The sequence below is a fragment of the Pseudomonas entomophila genome (assembly GCF_029193575.1).
GTDB lineage: Bacteria > Pseudomonadota > Gammaproteobacteria > Pseudomonadales > Pseudomonadaceae > Aquipseudomonas > Aquipseudomonas entomophila_G.
Map to the genome: position 1 here is coordinate 13,027 of NZ_JARGCS010000026.1, position 13,851 is coordinate 26,877.

At 68.1% G+C, this 13,851-nt stretch carries 12 protein-coding genes; 11 read left to right on the top strand and 1 reads right to left on the bottom strand.

Annotation, left to right across the window (positions count from 1 at the left end):
* Positions 1 to 289 precede the first annotated feature (289 nt).
* From P0Y43_RS12665 to P0Y43_RS12680, 4 genes are all read left to right on the top strand, one after another.
* Positions 290 to 1,342 (top strand): 2,5-dihydroxypyridine 5,6-dioxygenase, encoded by a 1,053-nt coding sequence (locus tag P0Y43_RS12665; RefSeq protein WP_275637611.1) that lies wholly within the window; start codon positions 290 to 292, stop codon positions 1,340 to 1,342.
* Positions 1,343 to 1,426: 84 nt separating this feature from the next.
* The gene (locus P0Y43_RS12670) at positions 1,427 to 1,897 is read left to right on the top strand and encodes a MarR family winged helix-turn-helix transcriptional regulator (protein WP_275637612.1); all 471 of its coding nucleotides are present in this window, start codon (positions 1,427 to 1,429) and stop codon (positions 1,895 to 1,897) included.
* 259 nt (positions 1,898 to 2,156) lie between these two features.
* On the top strand, positions 2,157 to 2,624 hold the full coding sequence (locus P0Y43_RS12675; protein ID WP_275637613.1) for a (2Fe-2S)-binding protein: 468 nt from the start codon (positions 2,157 to 2,159) through the stop codon (positions 2,622 to 2,624).
* Positions 2,625 to 2,639: 15 nt separating this feature from the next.
* Entirely contained in the window at positions 2,640 to 6,197 is a 3,558-nt protein-coding gene (locus P0Y43_RS12680; protein WP_275637614.1) for a molybdopterin cofactor-binding domain-containing protein, read from the top strand.
* 3 nt (positions 6,198 to 6,200) lie between these two features.
* Here the strand turns inward: P0Y43_RS12680 and P0Y43_RS12685 are convergent, their stop codons facing one another.
* Positions 6,201 to 6,839: a TetR/AcrR family transcriptional regulator gene (locus P0Y43_RS12685; protein ID WP_275637615.1), complete on the bottom strand. Its 639-nt coding sequence runs from the start codon at positions 6,837 to 6,839 to the stop codon at positions 6,201 to 6,203.
* Between the two features lie 75 nt (positions 6,840 to 6,914).
* Here P0Y43_RS12685 and P0Y43_RS12690 point away from each other — a divergent pair, with 75 nt between their 5' ends.
* The 7 genes from P0Y43_RS12690 to P0Y43_RS12720 all read left to right on the top strand — a co-directional run bounded on the left by P0Y43_RS12690 (position 6,915) and on the right by P0Y43_RS12720 (position 13,810).
* A complete protein-coding gene (locus P0Y43_RS12690) occupies positions 6,915 to 7,886 on the top strand; it encodes an XdhC family protein (RefSeq protein ID WP_275637616.1) in 972 nt (323 codons plus the stop codon).
* 210 nt (positions 7,887 to 8,096) lie between these two features.
* Positions 8,097 to 8,702: a CDP-alcohol phosphatidyltransferase family protein gene (locus P0Y43_RS12695; RefSeq protein WP_275637617.1), complete on the top strand. Its 606-nt coding sequence runs from the start codon at positions 8,097 to 8,099 to the stop codon at positions 8,700 to 8,702.
* 30 nt (positions 8,703 to 8,732) lie between these two features.
* On the top strand, positions 8,733 to 10,487 hold the full coding sequence (locus P0Y43_RS12700) for a bifunctional alpha/beta hydrolase/class I SAM-dependent methyltransferase (protein WP_275637618.1): 1,755 nt from the start codon (positions 8,733 to 8,735) through the stop codon (positions 10,485 to 10,487).
* A complete protein-coding gene (locus P0Y43_RS12705) occupies positions 10,487 to 11,824 on the top strand; it encodes a phosphatase PAP2/dual specificity phosphatase family protein (RefSeq protein ID WP_275637619.1) in 1,338 nt (445 codons plus the stop codon). The genes P0Y43_RS12700 and P0Y43_RS12705 overlap by 1 nt, the downstream gene beginning before the upstream one ends.
* A complete protein-coding gene (locus tag P0Y43_RS12710; protein ID WP_275637620.1) occupies positions 11,821 to 12,243 on the top strand; it encodes a hypothetical protein in 423 nt (140 codons plus the stop codon). The genes P0Y43_RS12705 and P0Y43_RS12710 overlap by 4 nt, the downstream gene beginning before the upstream one ends.
* A 9-nt stretch (positions 12,244 to 12,252) precedes the next feature.
* Positions 12,253 to 12,876 carry a lysophospholipid acyltransferase family protein gene (locus P0Y43_RS12715; protein WP_275637621.1) on the top strand — a complete coding sequence of 208 codons (624 nt, stop codon included), beginning with the start codon at positions 12,253 to 12,255 and terminating at the stop codon, positions 12,874 to 12,876.
* 1 nt (position 12,877) lies between these two features.
* Positions 12,878 to 13,810: a phosphatidate cytidylyltransferase gene (locus P0Y43_RS12720; protein ID WP_275637622.1), complete on the top strand. Its 933-nt coding sequence runs from the start codon at positions 12,878 to 12,880 to the stop codon at positions 13,808 to 13,810.
* Positions 13,811 to 13,851: the final 41 nt, after the last annotated feature.

The window sequence follows — 13,851 nt, forward strand, 5'->3', positions numbered from 1 at the left end:
CTGACGGATCGCAAGCGGTGGTCCCGCTCGACGATTTAGAGTGTATACGCTGTATTTTTTTAAAGTGAAGAGCCCTGGGCAAGATATTTTCAAACGACCGATTGAAGTCGATGAACGGCATATTGTTACCGTATTCATTGGATATTGTGTGAATAGGTAACGCTTTTACATGCCGCTTGCGCTTATCGACGGGATGCGCTTTTATTTTGCAAATAGGGTGTACACACTATTATTTCGCACCGATATGACGCGCAAGGCACCACCCTGGTGCAGCGCCCAGGAGAGACCGATGCCGGTTAGCAACGCAGAACTGACCCAGATGTTCGAACACGTGCTCACGCTGTCGCGCGTGGACGAGACCCAGAGCGTGGCCGTGCTCAAGAGCCACTATTCCGACCCGCGCACGGTCAACGCCGCGATGGAGGCCGCGCAGCGCCTGAAGGCCAAGGTCTATGCCGTGGAGCTGCCGTCGTTCAACCACCCCCGCGCCATGGGCAACGACATGACCGCCTACTGCGGCGACACCGCACTGACCGGCAACCTCGCCGCACAGCGCGCCTTGGAAGCCGCCGACCTGATCGTCGACACCATGATGCTGCTGCACTCCCCCGAGCAGGAGCAGATCCTCAAGACCGGCACGCGCATCCTGCTGGCCGTGGAGCCCCCGGAAGTGCTGGCGCGCATGCTGCCGACCGAGGAAGACAAGCGCCGCGTGCAGGCCGCCGAAGTGCTGCTCAAACAGGCCCGCAGCCTGCACGTGCGCTCCAAGGCCGGCAGCGACTTCCACGCCCCGCTCGGCCAGTACCCGGCGGTCACCGAGTACGGTTACGCCGACGAGCCGGGGCGCTGGGACCACTGGCCCAGCGGCTTCCTGTTCACCTGGCCGAACGAGGACAGCGCCGAAGGCACGCTGGTGCTGGACGTGGGCGATATCCTGCTGCCGTTCAAGAGCTACTGCCGCGAGCGCATCACCCTGGAGATCGAGAAAGGCTTCATCACCGGCATCCACGGGGGCTTCGAGGCCGAGTACCTGCGCGACTACCTGAAGTACTTCAACGACCCCGAGGTGTACGGCATCTCCCACATCGGCTGGGGCCTGCAGCCGCGAGCGCAGTGGACGGCCATGGGCCTGCATGACCGCAACGACGGCATGTGCATGGATGCCCGCGCGTTCTACGGCAACTTCCTGTTCTCCACCGGCCCCAACACCGAGGTCGGCGGCAAGCGCAAGACCCCGTGCCACCTGGACATCCCCCTGCGCAACTGCGACATCTACCTCGACGACCAGGCCGTGGTGCTGGCCGGCGACGTGGTCGCCCCCGAGGCCTCGAAAGCCCGCTAGCCCCTTGCGATGGCTTGGTTATACTGGCCCGGCGCTCCGTTACCGGGGGCCGGCCAGCCCAACCCACACAGCCCAAGCCATTCCATGCCTAGAAAACCCACCGCCGCCCCGCTCGACACCACGCCCTACGAGGTCACAGAACAGATCGGCCACCTGCTGCGCAAGGCGTACCAGCGGCACACGGCGATCTTCCAACAGCAGGCCTGCGACCCGCAGCTCACCTCGATCCAGTTCGTCACCCTGTGCGCCTTGCGCGACCACGGGCCCAGCTCGCAAGCGGAGTTGATCAAGGCCACGGCGGTGGACCAGGCGACCATTCGCGGCATCGTCGAGCGCTTGAAGGCGCGGGGATTGATCCAGTTGTCACCGGACCCGGACGACCGGCGCAAGGTGATCGTCGAGCTCACCGCCGAGGGCAGCGCGTTGCTGGATACGATGATTCCCTGCGCGCGGCAGATCAGTGAGTTGAGCATGGGCAGCCTGAATGCCGGGGAACGGGTGGCGATCCTGTTCCTGCTGCGCAAGATGATCGACAGCGAAGAGGCGGCGGGCTGATCGCGCCGTTCTGCAGAACCCTCACCGTCGCTGACGGCCCTATCGCGGGGCGAGCCCGCTCCCACAGGTTAATCGCTGCGTTCGAGAACAGCGGGGCACCTGTGGGGGCGGGCTTGCCCCGTGATGAGGTCAGCCCCACCCTCCACACCCTCTGAAACCTGCCTGGCCTGCTTCTTGCCTACTCATTTCATGTAGTGAGCACTTACCGAAAAAGCGCACCGTTTGAGTCCTTTGGTAGCGCCCCAGAGATGAGCGAGCCATGCAAGAAGACATCGCCCTGCGGATAAACGGTCAGACCGTCACGGTCGACGCCGAACCCGATACCCCCCTGTTACTGGTGCTGCGCAACGACCTGTGCCTGAACGGCCCGAAATACGGCTGCGGCCTGGGTGAATGCGGCGCCTGCACGGTACTCATCGACGGTGTCGCCGCACGCTCGTGCGTGATCCCGCTGGCGGGCGCCGTAGGTCGTGAGGTCACCACCCTCGAAGGCCTCGGCAGCAAGGCCGCGCCGCACCCGGTGCAACAAGCCTTCATCGACGAACAGGCGGCGCAGTGCGGCTACTGCATGAACGGCATGATCATGACCGCCACGGCCTTGCTCGAGCGCATCCCCAACCCCACCGACGAACAGATCCGCAACGAACTGTCCGGCAACCTCTGCCGCTGCGGCACCCACGTCGAAATCCTGCGCGCGGTGCGCCGCGCCGCCGGCCGCCCGGCCTGAGTCACGGAGACACGCATGAATCACTCTCAGCAGCTTCCCACCCGCGACCAGTTGCTGGCCAAGACCGGCGTGCTGCTCGTCGTCGACGACATCACCCCACCCTCCGGCCCAGTGGCCAAGGGCGTCACCCCGGTGGTGAAGGACAAGGAACTGGCCCTGTTCCTGGCCATCAGCGACGACGGCCAAGTCTACGCCTTCAACGGCCACGTCGACCTGGGCACCGGCATCCGCACCTCGCTGGCGCAGATCGTCGCCGAGGAACTGGACCTGCGCATGGACCAGGTGCACATGGTGCTGGGCGACACCGAGCGCGCCCCGAACCAGGGCGCCACCATCGCCAGCGCCACCTTGCAGATCTCCGCCGTGCCGCTGCGCAACGCTGCCGCCGAGGCGCGCCGCTTTCTCCTGCAACAGGCCGCGCAGCGCCTGGGCAGCGATGACCTGCGCATGGAAGAAGGCGTGGTGCTCGCCCGCGACGGCCGCGCCCTGCCCTTCGCCGAGCTGCTGCGCGGCCAACGCCATCAATTGCGCATCTCCGGCGATGCCCCGCTCAAGGCCATCGACGACTACCGCCTGGTGGGCCGCAGCGCCGCGCGGGTGGACATCCCCGGCAAGGCCACCGGCGAACTCACCTACGTCCACGACATGCGCCTGCCTGACATGCTCCACGGCCGGGTGATCCGCCCGCCCTACGCCGGCCACGACAGCGGCGAGTTCGTCGGCAACAGCCTGCTGGCGGTCGACGAGACCTCCATCGCCCACCTGCCCGGGGTGGTCGCGGTGGTGGTGATCCGCGACTTCGTCGGCGTGGTCGCCCAGCGCGAGGAGCAGGCGATCCGCGCCGCCCATGAGCTGAAGGTCAGCTGGAAGCCCTGGACCGGCAAGCTCCCCGACCTCACCGACGTGGCCCAGGCGATCCGCGACAACCCGCGCATCCAGCGCACCGTGCTGGACCAGGGCGACGTCGACGGCGGTATCGCCAACGCCAGCCAGCGCCTGAGCCGCAGCTACCTGTGGCCATACCAGTTGCACGGCTCGATCGGCCCGTCGTGCGCGCTGGCCGACTACACCGACGGGCAGATCCGCATCTGGTCCGGCACGCAGAACCCACACTTGCTGCGCGCAGACCTCGCCTGGCTGATCGAATGCCCGGAAGAGCGCATCGAGATCATCCGCATGGAAGCCGCCGGCTGCTATGGCCGCAACTGCGCCGACGACGTGTGCGCCGATGCGCTGCTGCTGTCGCGCGCGGTCCGCCGCCCAGTGCGGGTGCAATTGACCCGCGAGCAGGAGCACGTGTGGGAGCCCAAGGGCACCGCGCAACTGATGGAGATCGACGGCGGCCTCAACGCCGACGGCACCGTCGCCGCCTACGACTTCCAGACCAGCTACCCGTCCAACGGTGCGCCGACCCTGGCGCTGCTGCTGACCGGCGCGGTGGAGCCGGTGCCGGCGCTGTTCGAGATGGGCGACCGCACCTCGATCCCGCCATACGACTACGCGCACATGCGCGTCACCATCAACGACATGACCCCACTGGTGCGGGCCTCGTGGATGCGCGGTGTATCGGCCCTGCCCAACAGCTTCGCGCACGAGTCGTACATCGACGAGCTGGCCTTCGCCGCCGGGGTCGACCCGGTGGAGTACCGCCTCAAGCACCTCTCCGACCCTCGCGCCATCGACCTGGTGAAGGCCACCGCCGAGCGCGCTGGCTGGCAAGCGCACAGCGTGCCGATGCAAACGCCCGTCGAAGGCGACGTGCTGCGCGGCCGGGGCTTTGCCTATGCGCGCTACATCCACAGCAAGTTCCCCGGTTTCGGTGCCGCCTGGGCGGCCTGGGTCGCCGACGTGGCGGTGGATCGGCGCACCGGCGAGGTGGCGGTGACCCGCGTGGTGATCGGCCATGACGCGGGGATGATGATCAACCCCGAGGGCGTGCGCCACCAGATCCACGGCAACGTGATCCAGTCCACCAGCCGCGTGCTCAAGGAGCAGGTGAGCTTCGAGGAGTCGGCGGTCGCCAGCAAGGAATGGGGCGGCTACCCGATCCTCACCTTCCCCGAGGTGCCGGACATCGACGTGCTGATGCTCCCGCGCCAGCACGAACCGCCCATGGGCAGCGGCGAGTCGGCCTCGGTGCCGAGCGCGGCGGCCATCGCCAATGCGATCTTCGATGCCACCGGCATCCGCTTCCGCGAGTTGCCGATCACCGCCGAGCGGGTGCGCGAAGCCTTGGGCGGCAACGCTTCAGGCAGCGACGCGCCGCCCCCCGAGGCGGCCAAGGCCAAGCGTTCGAAATGGTGGTTCGGCTCGCTCGCCGGCCTGTTCGGCGCCGCGCTGGGCATGCTCGCCACGGCCTTGCCCTGGCGCGCCGAGATCGCCCCGGTGACACCGCCTGGCGCTGGCAGCTGGTCGGCGGCGATGCTCGAACGCGGGCGCCAGGTGGCTGCCGCGGGCGACTGCGCGGTGTGCCACACAGTGGCTGGCGGCAAGGTCAACGCCGGAGGGCTGGCGATGGAAACCCCGTTCGGCACGCTGTACAGCACCAACATCACCCCCGACCCGGAAACCGGCATCGGCCGCTGGTCGTTCGCCGCCTTCGAGCGTGCCATGCGCGAAGGCATCAGCCGCGACGGCCGACATCTGTACCCGGCGTTTCCCTACACCTCGTTTCGCAACATCAACGACGGCGACATGCAGGCGCTGTACGCCTACCTGATGTCGCAAACCCCGGTGCGCCAGGCAGCGCCCGCCAACCAGATGAGCCTCCCGTTCAACCAGCGCCCGTTGATGGCCGGCTGGAACGCGCTGTTTCTCAAGCGCGGCGAATACCAACCCGACCCGCAGCGCAGCGCGCAGTGGAACCGTGGCGCCTACCTGGTCGATGGCCTCGGCCACTGCACCGCCTGCCACTCGCCGCGCAACCTGATGGGCGCCGAGAAGGCCGGCAAAAGCTACCTGGCCGGTGGCATGGTCGACGGTTGGGAAGCACCCGCGCTCAACGCCCTGGGCAAGTCGTCGACACCCTGGAGCGAAAGCGAGCTGTTCACCTACCTGCGCACCGGTTTCTCCGACAAGCACGGCGTCGCTGCCGGCCCCATGGGGCCGGTGGTCAGCGAGCTGGCCACCCTGCCGGAAAGCGACGTGCGCGCCATCGCCCACTACCTGACGTCGCTCGATGGCGAGCCGCAGGCGGTGGCGGCCAAGGCATCCGCCCCGGTGGATACGCAATTGTCGATCAGCAATGGCGAGCGGGTGTTCAAGGGCGCGTGCCAGGCCTGCCACGCCGATGGCCTGGGGCCGAAGCTGTTCGGCGTGAGCCCGTCGATGGCGGTCAACAGCAACGTCCACAGCGACCTGCCAGACAACCTGCTGCGCGTGGTGTTGCACGGCATCCCGACGCCGGCGACCCGTGATCTTGGCTACATGCCCGGCTTCAAGGACAGCCTCTCGGACCGCCAGGTGGCGGACCTGGCCGCCTACCTGCGCCAGCGCTTCGCCGCCGACAAGCCGGCCTGGCAGGGGCTGCAGGCCAAGAGCGCGCAGGTGCGCGCCAACCCCGGCAGCCATTGACCCTCAGCGGCGCAGGCCGCGCAGGGCGAGGTCGCTGATGAAACGCAGCCACTCGTCCTTGGCGCGCGGGTCGCCCAGGTCTTCGGCGAGGAACGAACTCAAGGTGTAGCGGTTGGAGTTATAGAAGTAGCAGAGCGAGGCGATCATCAGGTACGCGTGCTTGATGTCGATGTCTTCGCGGAACAGGCCCTGGGCCTGGCCCGCCTCGATGATCGGCCGCAGCACGCCGACCGCCTCGCCCGACAGCGCTTGCAGGTTCAGCGACTTTCGCGCGTGCAGGCCCTGGTGCAGGTTCTCGGTGGCGAGGATGGTGACGAACTCGGGGTGGCGCACGTAGTAGTCCCAGATGAAGGCGACCAACTGGCGCAGTGCCGCCTCGGGGTCGGCAAGGTCCAGGCGCAGCTTGCCCTCGGCCTGGTTGAAGCTAGCGTAGATGTGCTCCAGCACGCTGATGAACAGCTTTTCCTTGCTGCCGAAGTAGTAATAGATCATCCGGTCGTTGGACTTGGCCAGCTTGGAGATCTGCTCGACGCGCCCGCCGCTGAAGCCGTGCTTGCTGAAGATCTTCACCGCGGCCTTGAGGATGCTGTCCCGGGTGCGGTCGGCCTGCTGGGCGCGAACGCCGGTTTTGCGAGTCTGCATGGTGGTTCCCCCTGATAGCGCAACACTGCCACAGCGCAGGCGCGTTTGCGACGTGATTGGAGCGAGGTAGCGAAGATGCGGCACCTGGATCTGCAAGTCATCGACAAGGCGCTGGAGTGGGCCCGGGCCGGGCACGCCCTCTGGCTGTGCACGGTGCTGTCCACCTATGGCTCGGCGCCGCGCTCGCCGGGGGCGATGCTGGTCAGCCGGGGTGGCGAGGGCTATGTCGGCTCGCTCTCCGGGGGCTGTGTCGAAGAAGAATTCCTGGAAAGCCTCGGGCGTGGCGAGTTCAGCGCGGCGGCGCAGGTGGTGCGCTACGGGGATGGGCAGGAACACAGCCGCCGCCTGCGCCTGCCCTGTGGCGGTGTGCTGGTGGTGTTGGTTGAGCATCGCGCGCCGAGCGATGCCTGGCTGGCGCACCTCGAGGCATTGCGGGGCGCCTTGCATGGCCAGCAGCGGGTAACCCGGCGGGTCGCCCTGGCGGACGGCGCCTTGCGCCTGGACGCCGCCAGCCCACAGGGCAGCGCCCGCGTGTGCCAGCAACAAGACGCGGTGCACATCGACATCGGCCCGGCCCTGCGCCTGGTGCTGGCCGGGTTGTCACCGGTGGCCGAGGCCTGCGCCGACATCGCCCGCACGCTGGGCTGCGAAGTGATCGCCTGCGACCCGCGCGAGGAGATGGCGCACGTCAGGCTGGCCGGCGTGCAGATGCACCGCGTGCTGCCGTCGATGTTCATCGCCGCCGGAGGCTGCCACGCCGCGACGGCAGTGGTGGCGCTGACCCACGACCCGAAGATCGACGACCTGGCGTTGCTGGAGGCGGTCAATACACCGGCCTTCTACATCGGCGCGATGGGCTCGAGCACCACCTCCGCCCGCCGCGCCGAGCGACTGCGGCGCATTGGTGGGCTATCGGAGGAACAGATCGAACGGCTGCACATGCCCATCGGGCTGGACCTGGGCAGCAAGTCGCCGGCGGAGATTGCCCTGGCGGTGATGGCGGACGTGCTGCGGGTGTATCGGGGGAAGGCGCGGCATGCGCTGTGAGTGGTGTGTCGGCCCTCCCGGCCTTTCGCGGGGCAAGCCCACACAGGGCACTGCGCGATCCTTGTGGAAGCGGGCCTGCCCCGCGATGAGCTGCACAGCAGCCCCAACCACCCACAGATGTGAACCACCACACGCCACCCCGCTTGCCGCCCAGGGCGCTCTTTCCCCACAATCCCAACCACGCCGCACCACAACAGGGAGTTGTTCCACGTGCCATCGATCTACCAGCTCAAACCCCGCTTCCAGGCCCTGCTGCGCCCCGCCGTCCAGCGCCTGTACGAGCGTGGCGTCACCGCCAACCAGGTCACCGTCGCCGCCGCGCTGGTCTCGGTACTGCTGGGCCTGCTGCTGGCCGGGCTCAGCCACGTGGCCTGGCTGTTCATCCTGGTGCCGCTGTGGATGCTCCTGCGCATGGCGCTCAACGCCGTCGACGGCATGCTCGCCCGGGAATTCGGCCAGCAATCGACACTCGGCGCCTACCTCAACGAACTGAGCGACGTGATCGCCGATGCCGCCCTGTACCTGCCCTTCGCCCTGCTGCCGGGGGTTTCCCCGACGCTGGTGGTGCTGGTGGTGCTGGCCTCGATCGTCAGCGAGTACGCCGGCGTGATGGGGCCGCTGGCCGGCGCCTCGCGGCGCTACGACGGCCCCATGGGCAAGAGCGACCGGGCCTTCGCCTTCGGCGTGCTGGGCACCGGCGTGGCGTTCGGGCTGCTGAATTCGACATGGATCGACGGCCTGTTGCTGGTCATCCTGCTGCTCTCGCTCTATACCCTCTACAACCGGGTACGCCAGGGGCTGGCCGAAACCCGCTGACCCTATCGCCGCAGGACAAGGACTTATCCCATGCGCCAAGCGCAATCGCTGCACTTCTCGACCCACGACGGTGTCGAGCTGCACTACCGCCACTGGCCCGCCACGCGCAACGAGCACCAACCGCGCCGGGCCGTGGTGATGTTCCACCGTGGCCATGAGCACGGCGGGCGCATGGCCCACCTGGCCGACGAGCTGGACCTGCCCGGCTACGACTTCTTCGCCTGGGACGCCCGCGGCCACGGCCAGTCGCCGGGCGCGCGCGGCGACAGCCCGGGTTTCGCCACCAGCGTGCGCGACATCCAGACCTTCATCGAGCATATCCAGGCCCGGCACGGCATCGACGAGCCCGACATGGTGGTGCTGGCGCAAAGCGTCGGCGCCGTGCTGGTGGCCACCTGGGCCCACGACTACGCGCCGAAAGTGCGCTGCCTGGTGCTCGCCTCGCCAGCCTTCAAGGTCAAGCTCTACGTGCCCTTCGCCCGCCCCGGCCTGAAGCTGCTCAAGGCCCTGCGCGGCAACTTCTTCGTCAACAGCTACGTCAAGCCGCGCCTGCTCACCCACGACCCGGAACGGGTGATGTCGTACACCGCCGACCCGCTGATCAGCCGGCCGATCTCGGTGACCATGCTGCTGGGCCTGTACGACGCCGCCGAGCGCGTGGTGGCCGACGCCCAGGCGATCCAGGTGCCGACCCAATTGCTGGTCTCGGGGTCGGATTTCGTGGTCGAACGCGCGCCACAGGAACGCTTCTTCGAGCGCCTGGGCAGCACGCGCAAGGAAATGCACGTGCTCCCCGGTTTCTTCCACGACACCCTCGGCGAGCGCGACCGCGCCCATGCCCTGGCGCGCATCCGGCGCTTCGTCGAGCACTGCTTCGACATGCCCGCCGCACGGCCCTCGCTGCTCGACGCCGACCTCACCGGCGCCAGCTGCGCCGAGGCCGAGAGCCTGGCCGCGCCGTTGCCACGCCATTCGCCACGCGACCTGTATTGGCGCGCCACCCGCGCCAGCCTGCGCCTGGGCCAGGGCCTTTCGGAAGGCGTGAAGCTGGGCTTCGACACCGGCTTCGACTCCGGCAGCACCCTGGACTACGTCTACCGCAACCAGGCCACCGGCAAAGGCAAGCTGGGCGCGCTGATCGACCGCAACTACCTCGACGCCATCGGCTGGCGCGGCATTCGCCAACGCAAGCTGCACGTCGAGGAACTGCTGCGCCTGGCCATCACCCGCCTGCGCGAGCAGCACAAGCCGGTGCACATCGTCGACATCGCCGCCGGCCATGGCCGCTACATCCTCGAAGCCCTGCAAGAGCAGGACAACCTGCCGGACTCGATCCTGCTGCGCGACTACAGCGAGTTGAACGTTCAGCAGGGCAGCGCGCTGATCGCCAAGAAGGGCCTGGGCGAAATCGCCCGCTTCGTCCAGGGCGATGCCTTCGACCGCCAGAGCCTGGCCAGCCTCGACCCGCGCCCGACCCTGGCGGTGGTGTCCGGCCTGTATGAGCTGTTCGCCAGCAACACCTTGGTGGGCAACTCCCTGGCGGGCCTTGCCGACGCGGTGGAGGACGGCGGCTACCTGGTCTACACCGGCCAGCCCTGGCACCCGCAGCTGGAGATGATCGCCCGCGCGCTGACCAGCCACCGCGCTGGCCAGGCCTGGGTGATGCGCCGCCGCAGCCAGGCCGAGATGGACCAGTTGGTGGAGGCGGCGGGCTTTCGCAAGGTCGCCCAGCGCATCGACGAATGGGGCATCTTCAGCGTCAGCCTGGCGCAGCGGGTGCGTTGATGACGCGCGAAGCGGGGCTGATCCGCCGTGGCGTGCTGTGGCTGTTGCTGCTGGGCCCGTTGTTCTTCCTCAGCTACGGCCTGGCCAATGGCTACACCGCCACCCGCACGGACGTCGGCAGCCTGGTGTTCGCCTGGGAACGCCACGTGCCGCTGTGGCCGTGGACGATCATTCCGTACTGGTCGATCGACCTGCTCTACGGCCTGTCGTTCCTGCTACCGCGAACCCGTCGCGAGATGGACCGCCACGCCCTGGCGCTGCTGACCGCGCAGGTCATCAGCGTGGCCTGCTTCCTGCTCTGGCCCTTGCGCTTCACCTTCGAGCGGCCGGAGCTGGACGGGCTGTTCGGCTGGCTGTTCGATGTGCTGATGGGCTTCGACAAGCCGTTCAACCAGGCGCCGTCTCTGCATATCGCGCTGCTGGTGGTGATCTGGACGATGTTCGCCCGGCATACCCGGCCAGGGCCGTGGCGCTGGGCGATGCATGGCTGGATGGCGTTGATCGGGCTTTCGGTGCTGACCACCTGGCAGCACCATTTCATCGACCTGCCGACCGGGGCGCTGGCCGGGTTGCTGTGCGTGTGGCTGTGGCCCGGCGAGGGTGAGCTGCCGTGGCGGCGGGCGCGGTTGCCGCAGGAGGCCAAGCGCTGGCGGTTGGCGTTGCGCTATGGCCTGGGGGCGACGCTGTGCGCGCTGCTGGCGTTCAACCTGCGGGGTGGCTGGCTGTGGTTGCTGTGGCCGGGCGTGTCGCTGCTGATGGTGGCGTTGAACTACGCGTTGTTTGGCGCGGGCGGCTTCCAGAAGCGGGCCGAGGGGCGATTGTCCACTGCCGCGACCTGGCTGTTGGCACCTTACCTGGTGGGGGCGTGGCTCAATTCGCGCTGGTGGACGCGACGGCACCCGCAGGCGGACGAGGTGTGCGACGGGGTGTACCTGGGGCGTATTCCCGGCCCAGGGGAGGCGGTGGCATTTGCCTCTGTGGTGGACCTGAGCGCGGAGCTTCCCTGTGCCTGCCCTATCGCGGGGCAAGCCCGCGATAGGGCCCTCAACCCCACCACTTACCATAACCTCCCCACCCTGGACCTGATCCCACCCGCCCCCGACCTGCTGCACCAGGCCGCCAAAACCATCGAACAGTTGCACCCCCAAGGCCCCGTGCTGGTCTGCTGTGCCCTCGGCTACTCGCGCAGCGCCAGCGCCGTGGCCGCCTGGCTGGTCCTGAGCGGCCGCTGCGCCAACATCGACGAAGCCGAGGCCCGCATCCGCCAGGCGCGCCCTGGCGTGGTCCTGCAGCCCGCCCACCGCCTGGCCCTGGCACGACTGAGACCCGCCCCATGACCCTGCACCTGATCGCCAGCCTGCTCGCCCGTGGGCGCCAGCTGGAGCGCCTGTCCGACGGCATCGCCCTGCTGGCCCTGGCCTACGGCCTGGCCCCCCTGCTCGGCCTGCCGCTGCACCCGCTGGCCAGCGCCCTGTGCCTGCTGCTGGTGACCCTGGGCCTGGCGCACAAATACTGGGCCATCCGCGTGGCCCTGGACGCCGAGCTGTTCGCCCACCTCGCCGCCAGCGGCGCCGATGCCCAAACCCTGGACCGCGCCCTGTTCGAGCTGCGCCTCAAGCCCCAGCCCAGCGACCCACGCGACTGGCCCAGCCGTGGCCGCGCCGCGCTCGCCCTGCTGCGCCGCCAAGCCGTGTGCCTGGCCCTGCAAATGGCCCTGGCGCTGGCTACCCTGATCACACTGCCCTTCACCGGATAACCGCATGCCATGCTCGCCGCCCTGACCGCCTTCGCCATCACCTCCGCCGCGCGCCTGATCACCGGCGCCCGCGCCCTCTGGCTCGGCTGCACGCCGCAGCCGGTGCAGCGCCTGTACTTCGCCAACCACAGCAGCCACGGCGACTTCGTGCTGCTCTGGGCCGCGCTGCCCGAGCCGCTGCGCCGCTGCACGCGCCCGGTGGCCGGCGCCGACTACTGGGACAAGCCCGGCCTGCGCAGCTTCGTCATCCGCCAAGTGTTCAACGGCATCCTCATCGACCGTCAGCGCAGCGAACCGGGCGACAACCCGCTGCAACCGGTGTTCGAGGCCCTGGCCGGTGGCGACTCGCTGATCTTCTTCCCGGAAGGCACGCGCAACCTCGGCGACGAGCCGCTGCTGCCGTTCAAGAGCGGCCTGTTTCACCTGGCCACCGCGCAGCCCGGCATCGAGCTGGTGCCGGTGTGGATCGCCAACCTCAACCGGGTCATGCCCAAGGGCCGCGCCCTGCCACTGCCGCTGCTGTGCACCCTGAGCTTCGGCGAGCCACTGCACCTGGACATCGACGAAAGCAAGCAAGCGTTTCTCGAGCGGGCCCGCCAGGCCTTGCTCAACCTGGCCCCGAAGGATGCCTGAGATGGACGACAACACCTTTTCCCTGTTCGCCGGCATCGGCGCCCTGCTGCTGTTCGCCAGCATCGTCGGCCGCCTGCTGAAATGGCGTGCCGGCCCCGCGCCGCACGCGGTCATCGACAACCTCAACGCGCGCATCAACGCCTGGTGGGTGATGGTGCTGGTGATCGGCATCGCCTTCGTGTTCGGCAAGTACGGGGTGATCGTGCTGTTCTACGGCGTGTCGTTCTACGCCCTGCGCGAGTTCATGACCCTGACCCCGACCCGGCGCAGCGACTACCCGGCGCTGGTGGCGGCGTTCTATGTGGCGTTGCCGGTGCAGTACCTGCTGATCGCCATGGATTGGTACGGGCTGTTCAGCATCTTCATCCCGGTGTACCTGTTCCTGTTCCTGCCCATTCTCGCCAGCTTCGGCGGCGACACCACGCGCTTCCTCGAACGTGCCTCGAAGGTGCAGTGGGGGCTGATGATCGCGGTGTACTGCCTGTCGTCGGTGCCGGCGCTGATGACCTTGGACATTCCCGGCTACGAGGGCCGCAACCTGCTGTTGATCGCCTGGTTGATCCTGGTGGTGCAGATCAGCGACGTGTTGCAGTACGTGTGCGGCAAGCTGTTCGGCAAGCGCAAGGTGGCGCCCAACCTGTCGCCGTCGAAGACCGTCGAGGGCCTGGCCGGCGGCGTGGCGTTGGCGACGCTGGTCGGCGCGCTGCTGTGCTGGATCACGCCGTTCACCTTCTGGCAGGCCGCGCTGATGGCCCTGACGGTCAACGCCATGGGCTTCTTCGGCGGGCTGGTGATGTCGGCGATCAAGCGCGACCGGGGGGTGAAGGATTGGGGGCATATGATCGAAGGGCATGGTGGCATGCTCGACCGCATGGATTCGGTGTGCTTCGCCGCACCGGTGTTTTTCCATTTCGTGCGGTACTGGTGGGCCTGAGCCCCGCGACAGCCCCCCATAGCGCGTCCAGGCAGATGAAC

Bases quoted from the DNA above. Each gene is read 5' to 3' on its own strand.
- P0Y43_RS12665 (WP_275637611.1), top strand. From the start codon at position 290: ATGCCGGTTAGCAACGCAGAACTGACCCAGATGTTCGAACACGTGCTC.
- P0Y43_RS12670 (WP_275637612.1), top strand. From the start codon at position 1,427: ATGCCTAGAAAACCCACCGCCGCCCCGCTCGACACCACGCCCTACGAG.
- P0Y43_RS12675 (WP_275637613.1), top strand. From the start codon at position 2,157: ATGCAAGAAGACATCGCCCTGCGGATAAACGGTCAGACCGTCACGGTC.
- P0Y43_RS12680 (WP_275637614.1), top strand. From the start codon at position 2,640: ATGAATCACTCTCAGCAGCTTCCCACCCGCGACCAGTTGCTGGCCAAG.
- P0Y43_RS12685 (WP_275637615.1), bottom strand. From the start codon at position 6,839: ATGCAGACTCGCAAAACCGGCGTTCGCGCCCAGCAGGCCGACCGCACC.
- P0Y43_RS12690 (WP_275637616.1), top strand. From the start codon at position 6,915: ATGCGGCACCTGGATCTGCAAGTCATCGACAAGGCGCTGGAGTGGGCC.
- P0Y43_RS12700 (WP_275637618.1), top strand. From the start codon at position 8,733: ATGCGCCAAGCGCAATCGCTGCACTTCTCGACCCACGACGGTGTCGAG.
- P0Y43_RS12705 (WP_275637619.1), top strand. From the start codon at position 10,487: ATGACGCGCGAAGCGGGGCTGATCCGCCGTGGCGTGCTGTGGCTGTTG.
- P0Y43_RS12710 (WP_275637620.1), top strand. From the start codon at position 11,821: ATGACCCTGCACCTGATCGCCAGCCTGCTCGCCCGTGGGCGCCAGCTG.
- P0Y43_RS12715 (WP_275637621.1), top strand. From the start codon at position 12,253: ATGCTCGCCGCCCTGACCGCCTTCGCCATCACCTCCGCCGCGCGCCTG.
- P0Y43_RS12720 (WP_275637622.1), top strand. From the start codon at position 12,878: ATGGACGACAACACCTTTTCCCTGTTCGCCGGCATCGGCGCCCTGCTG.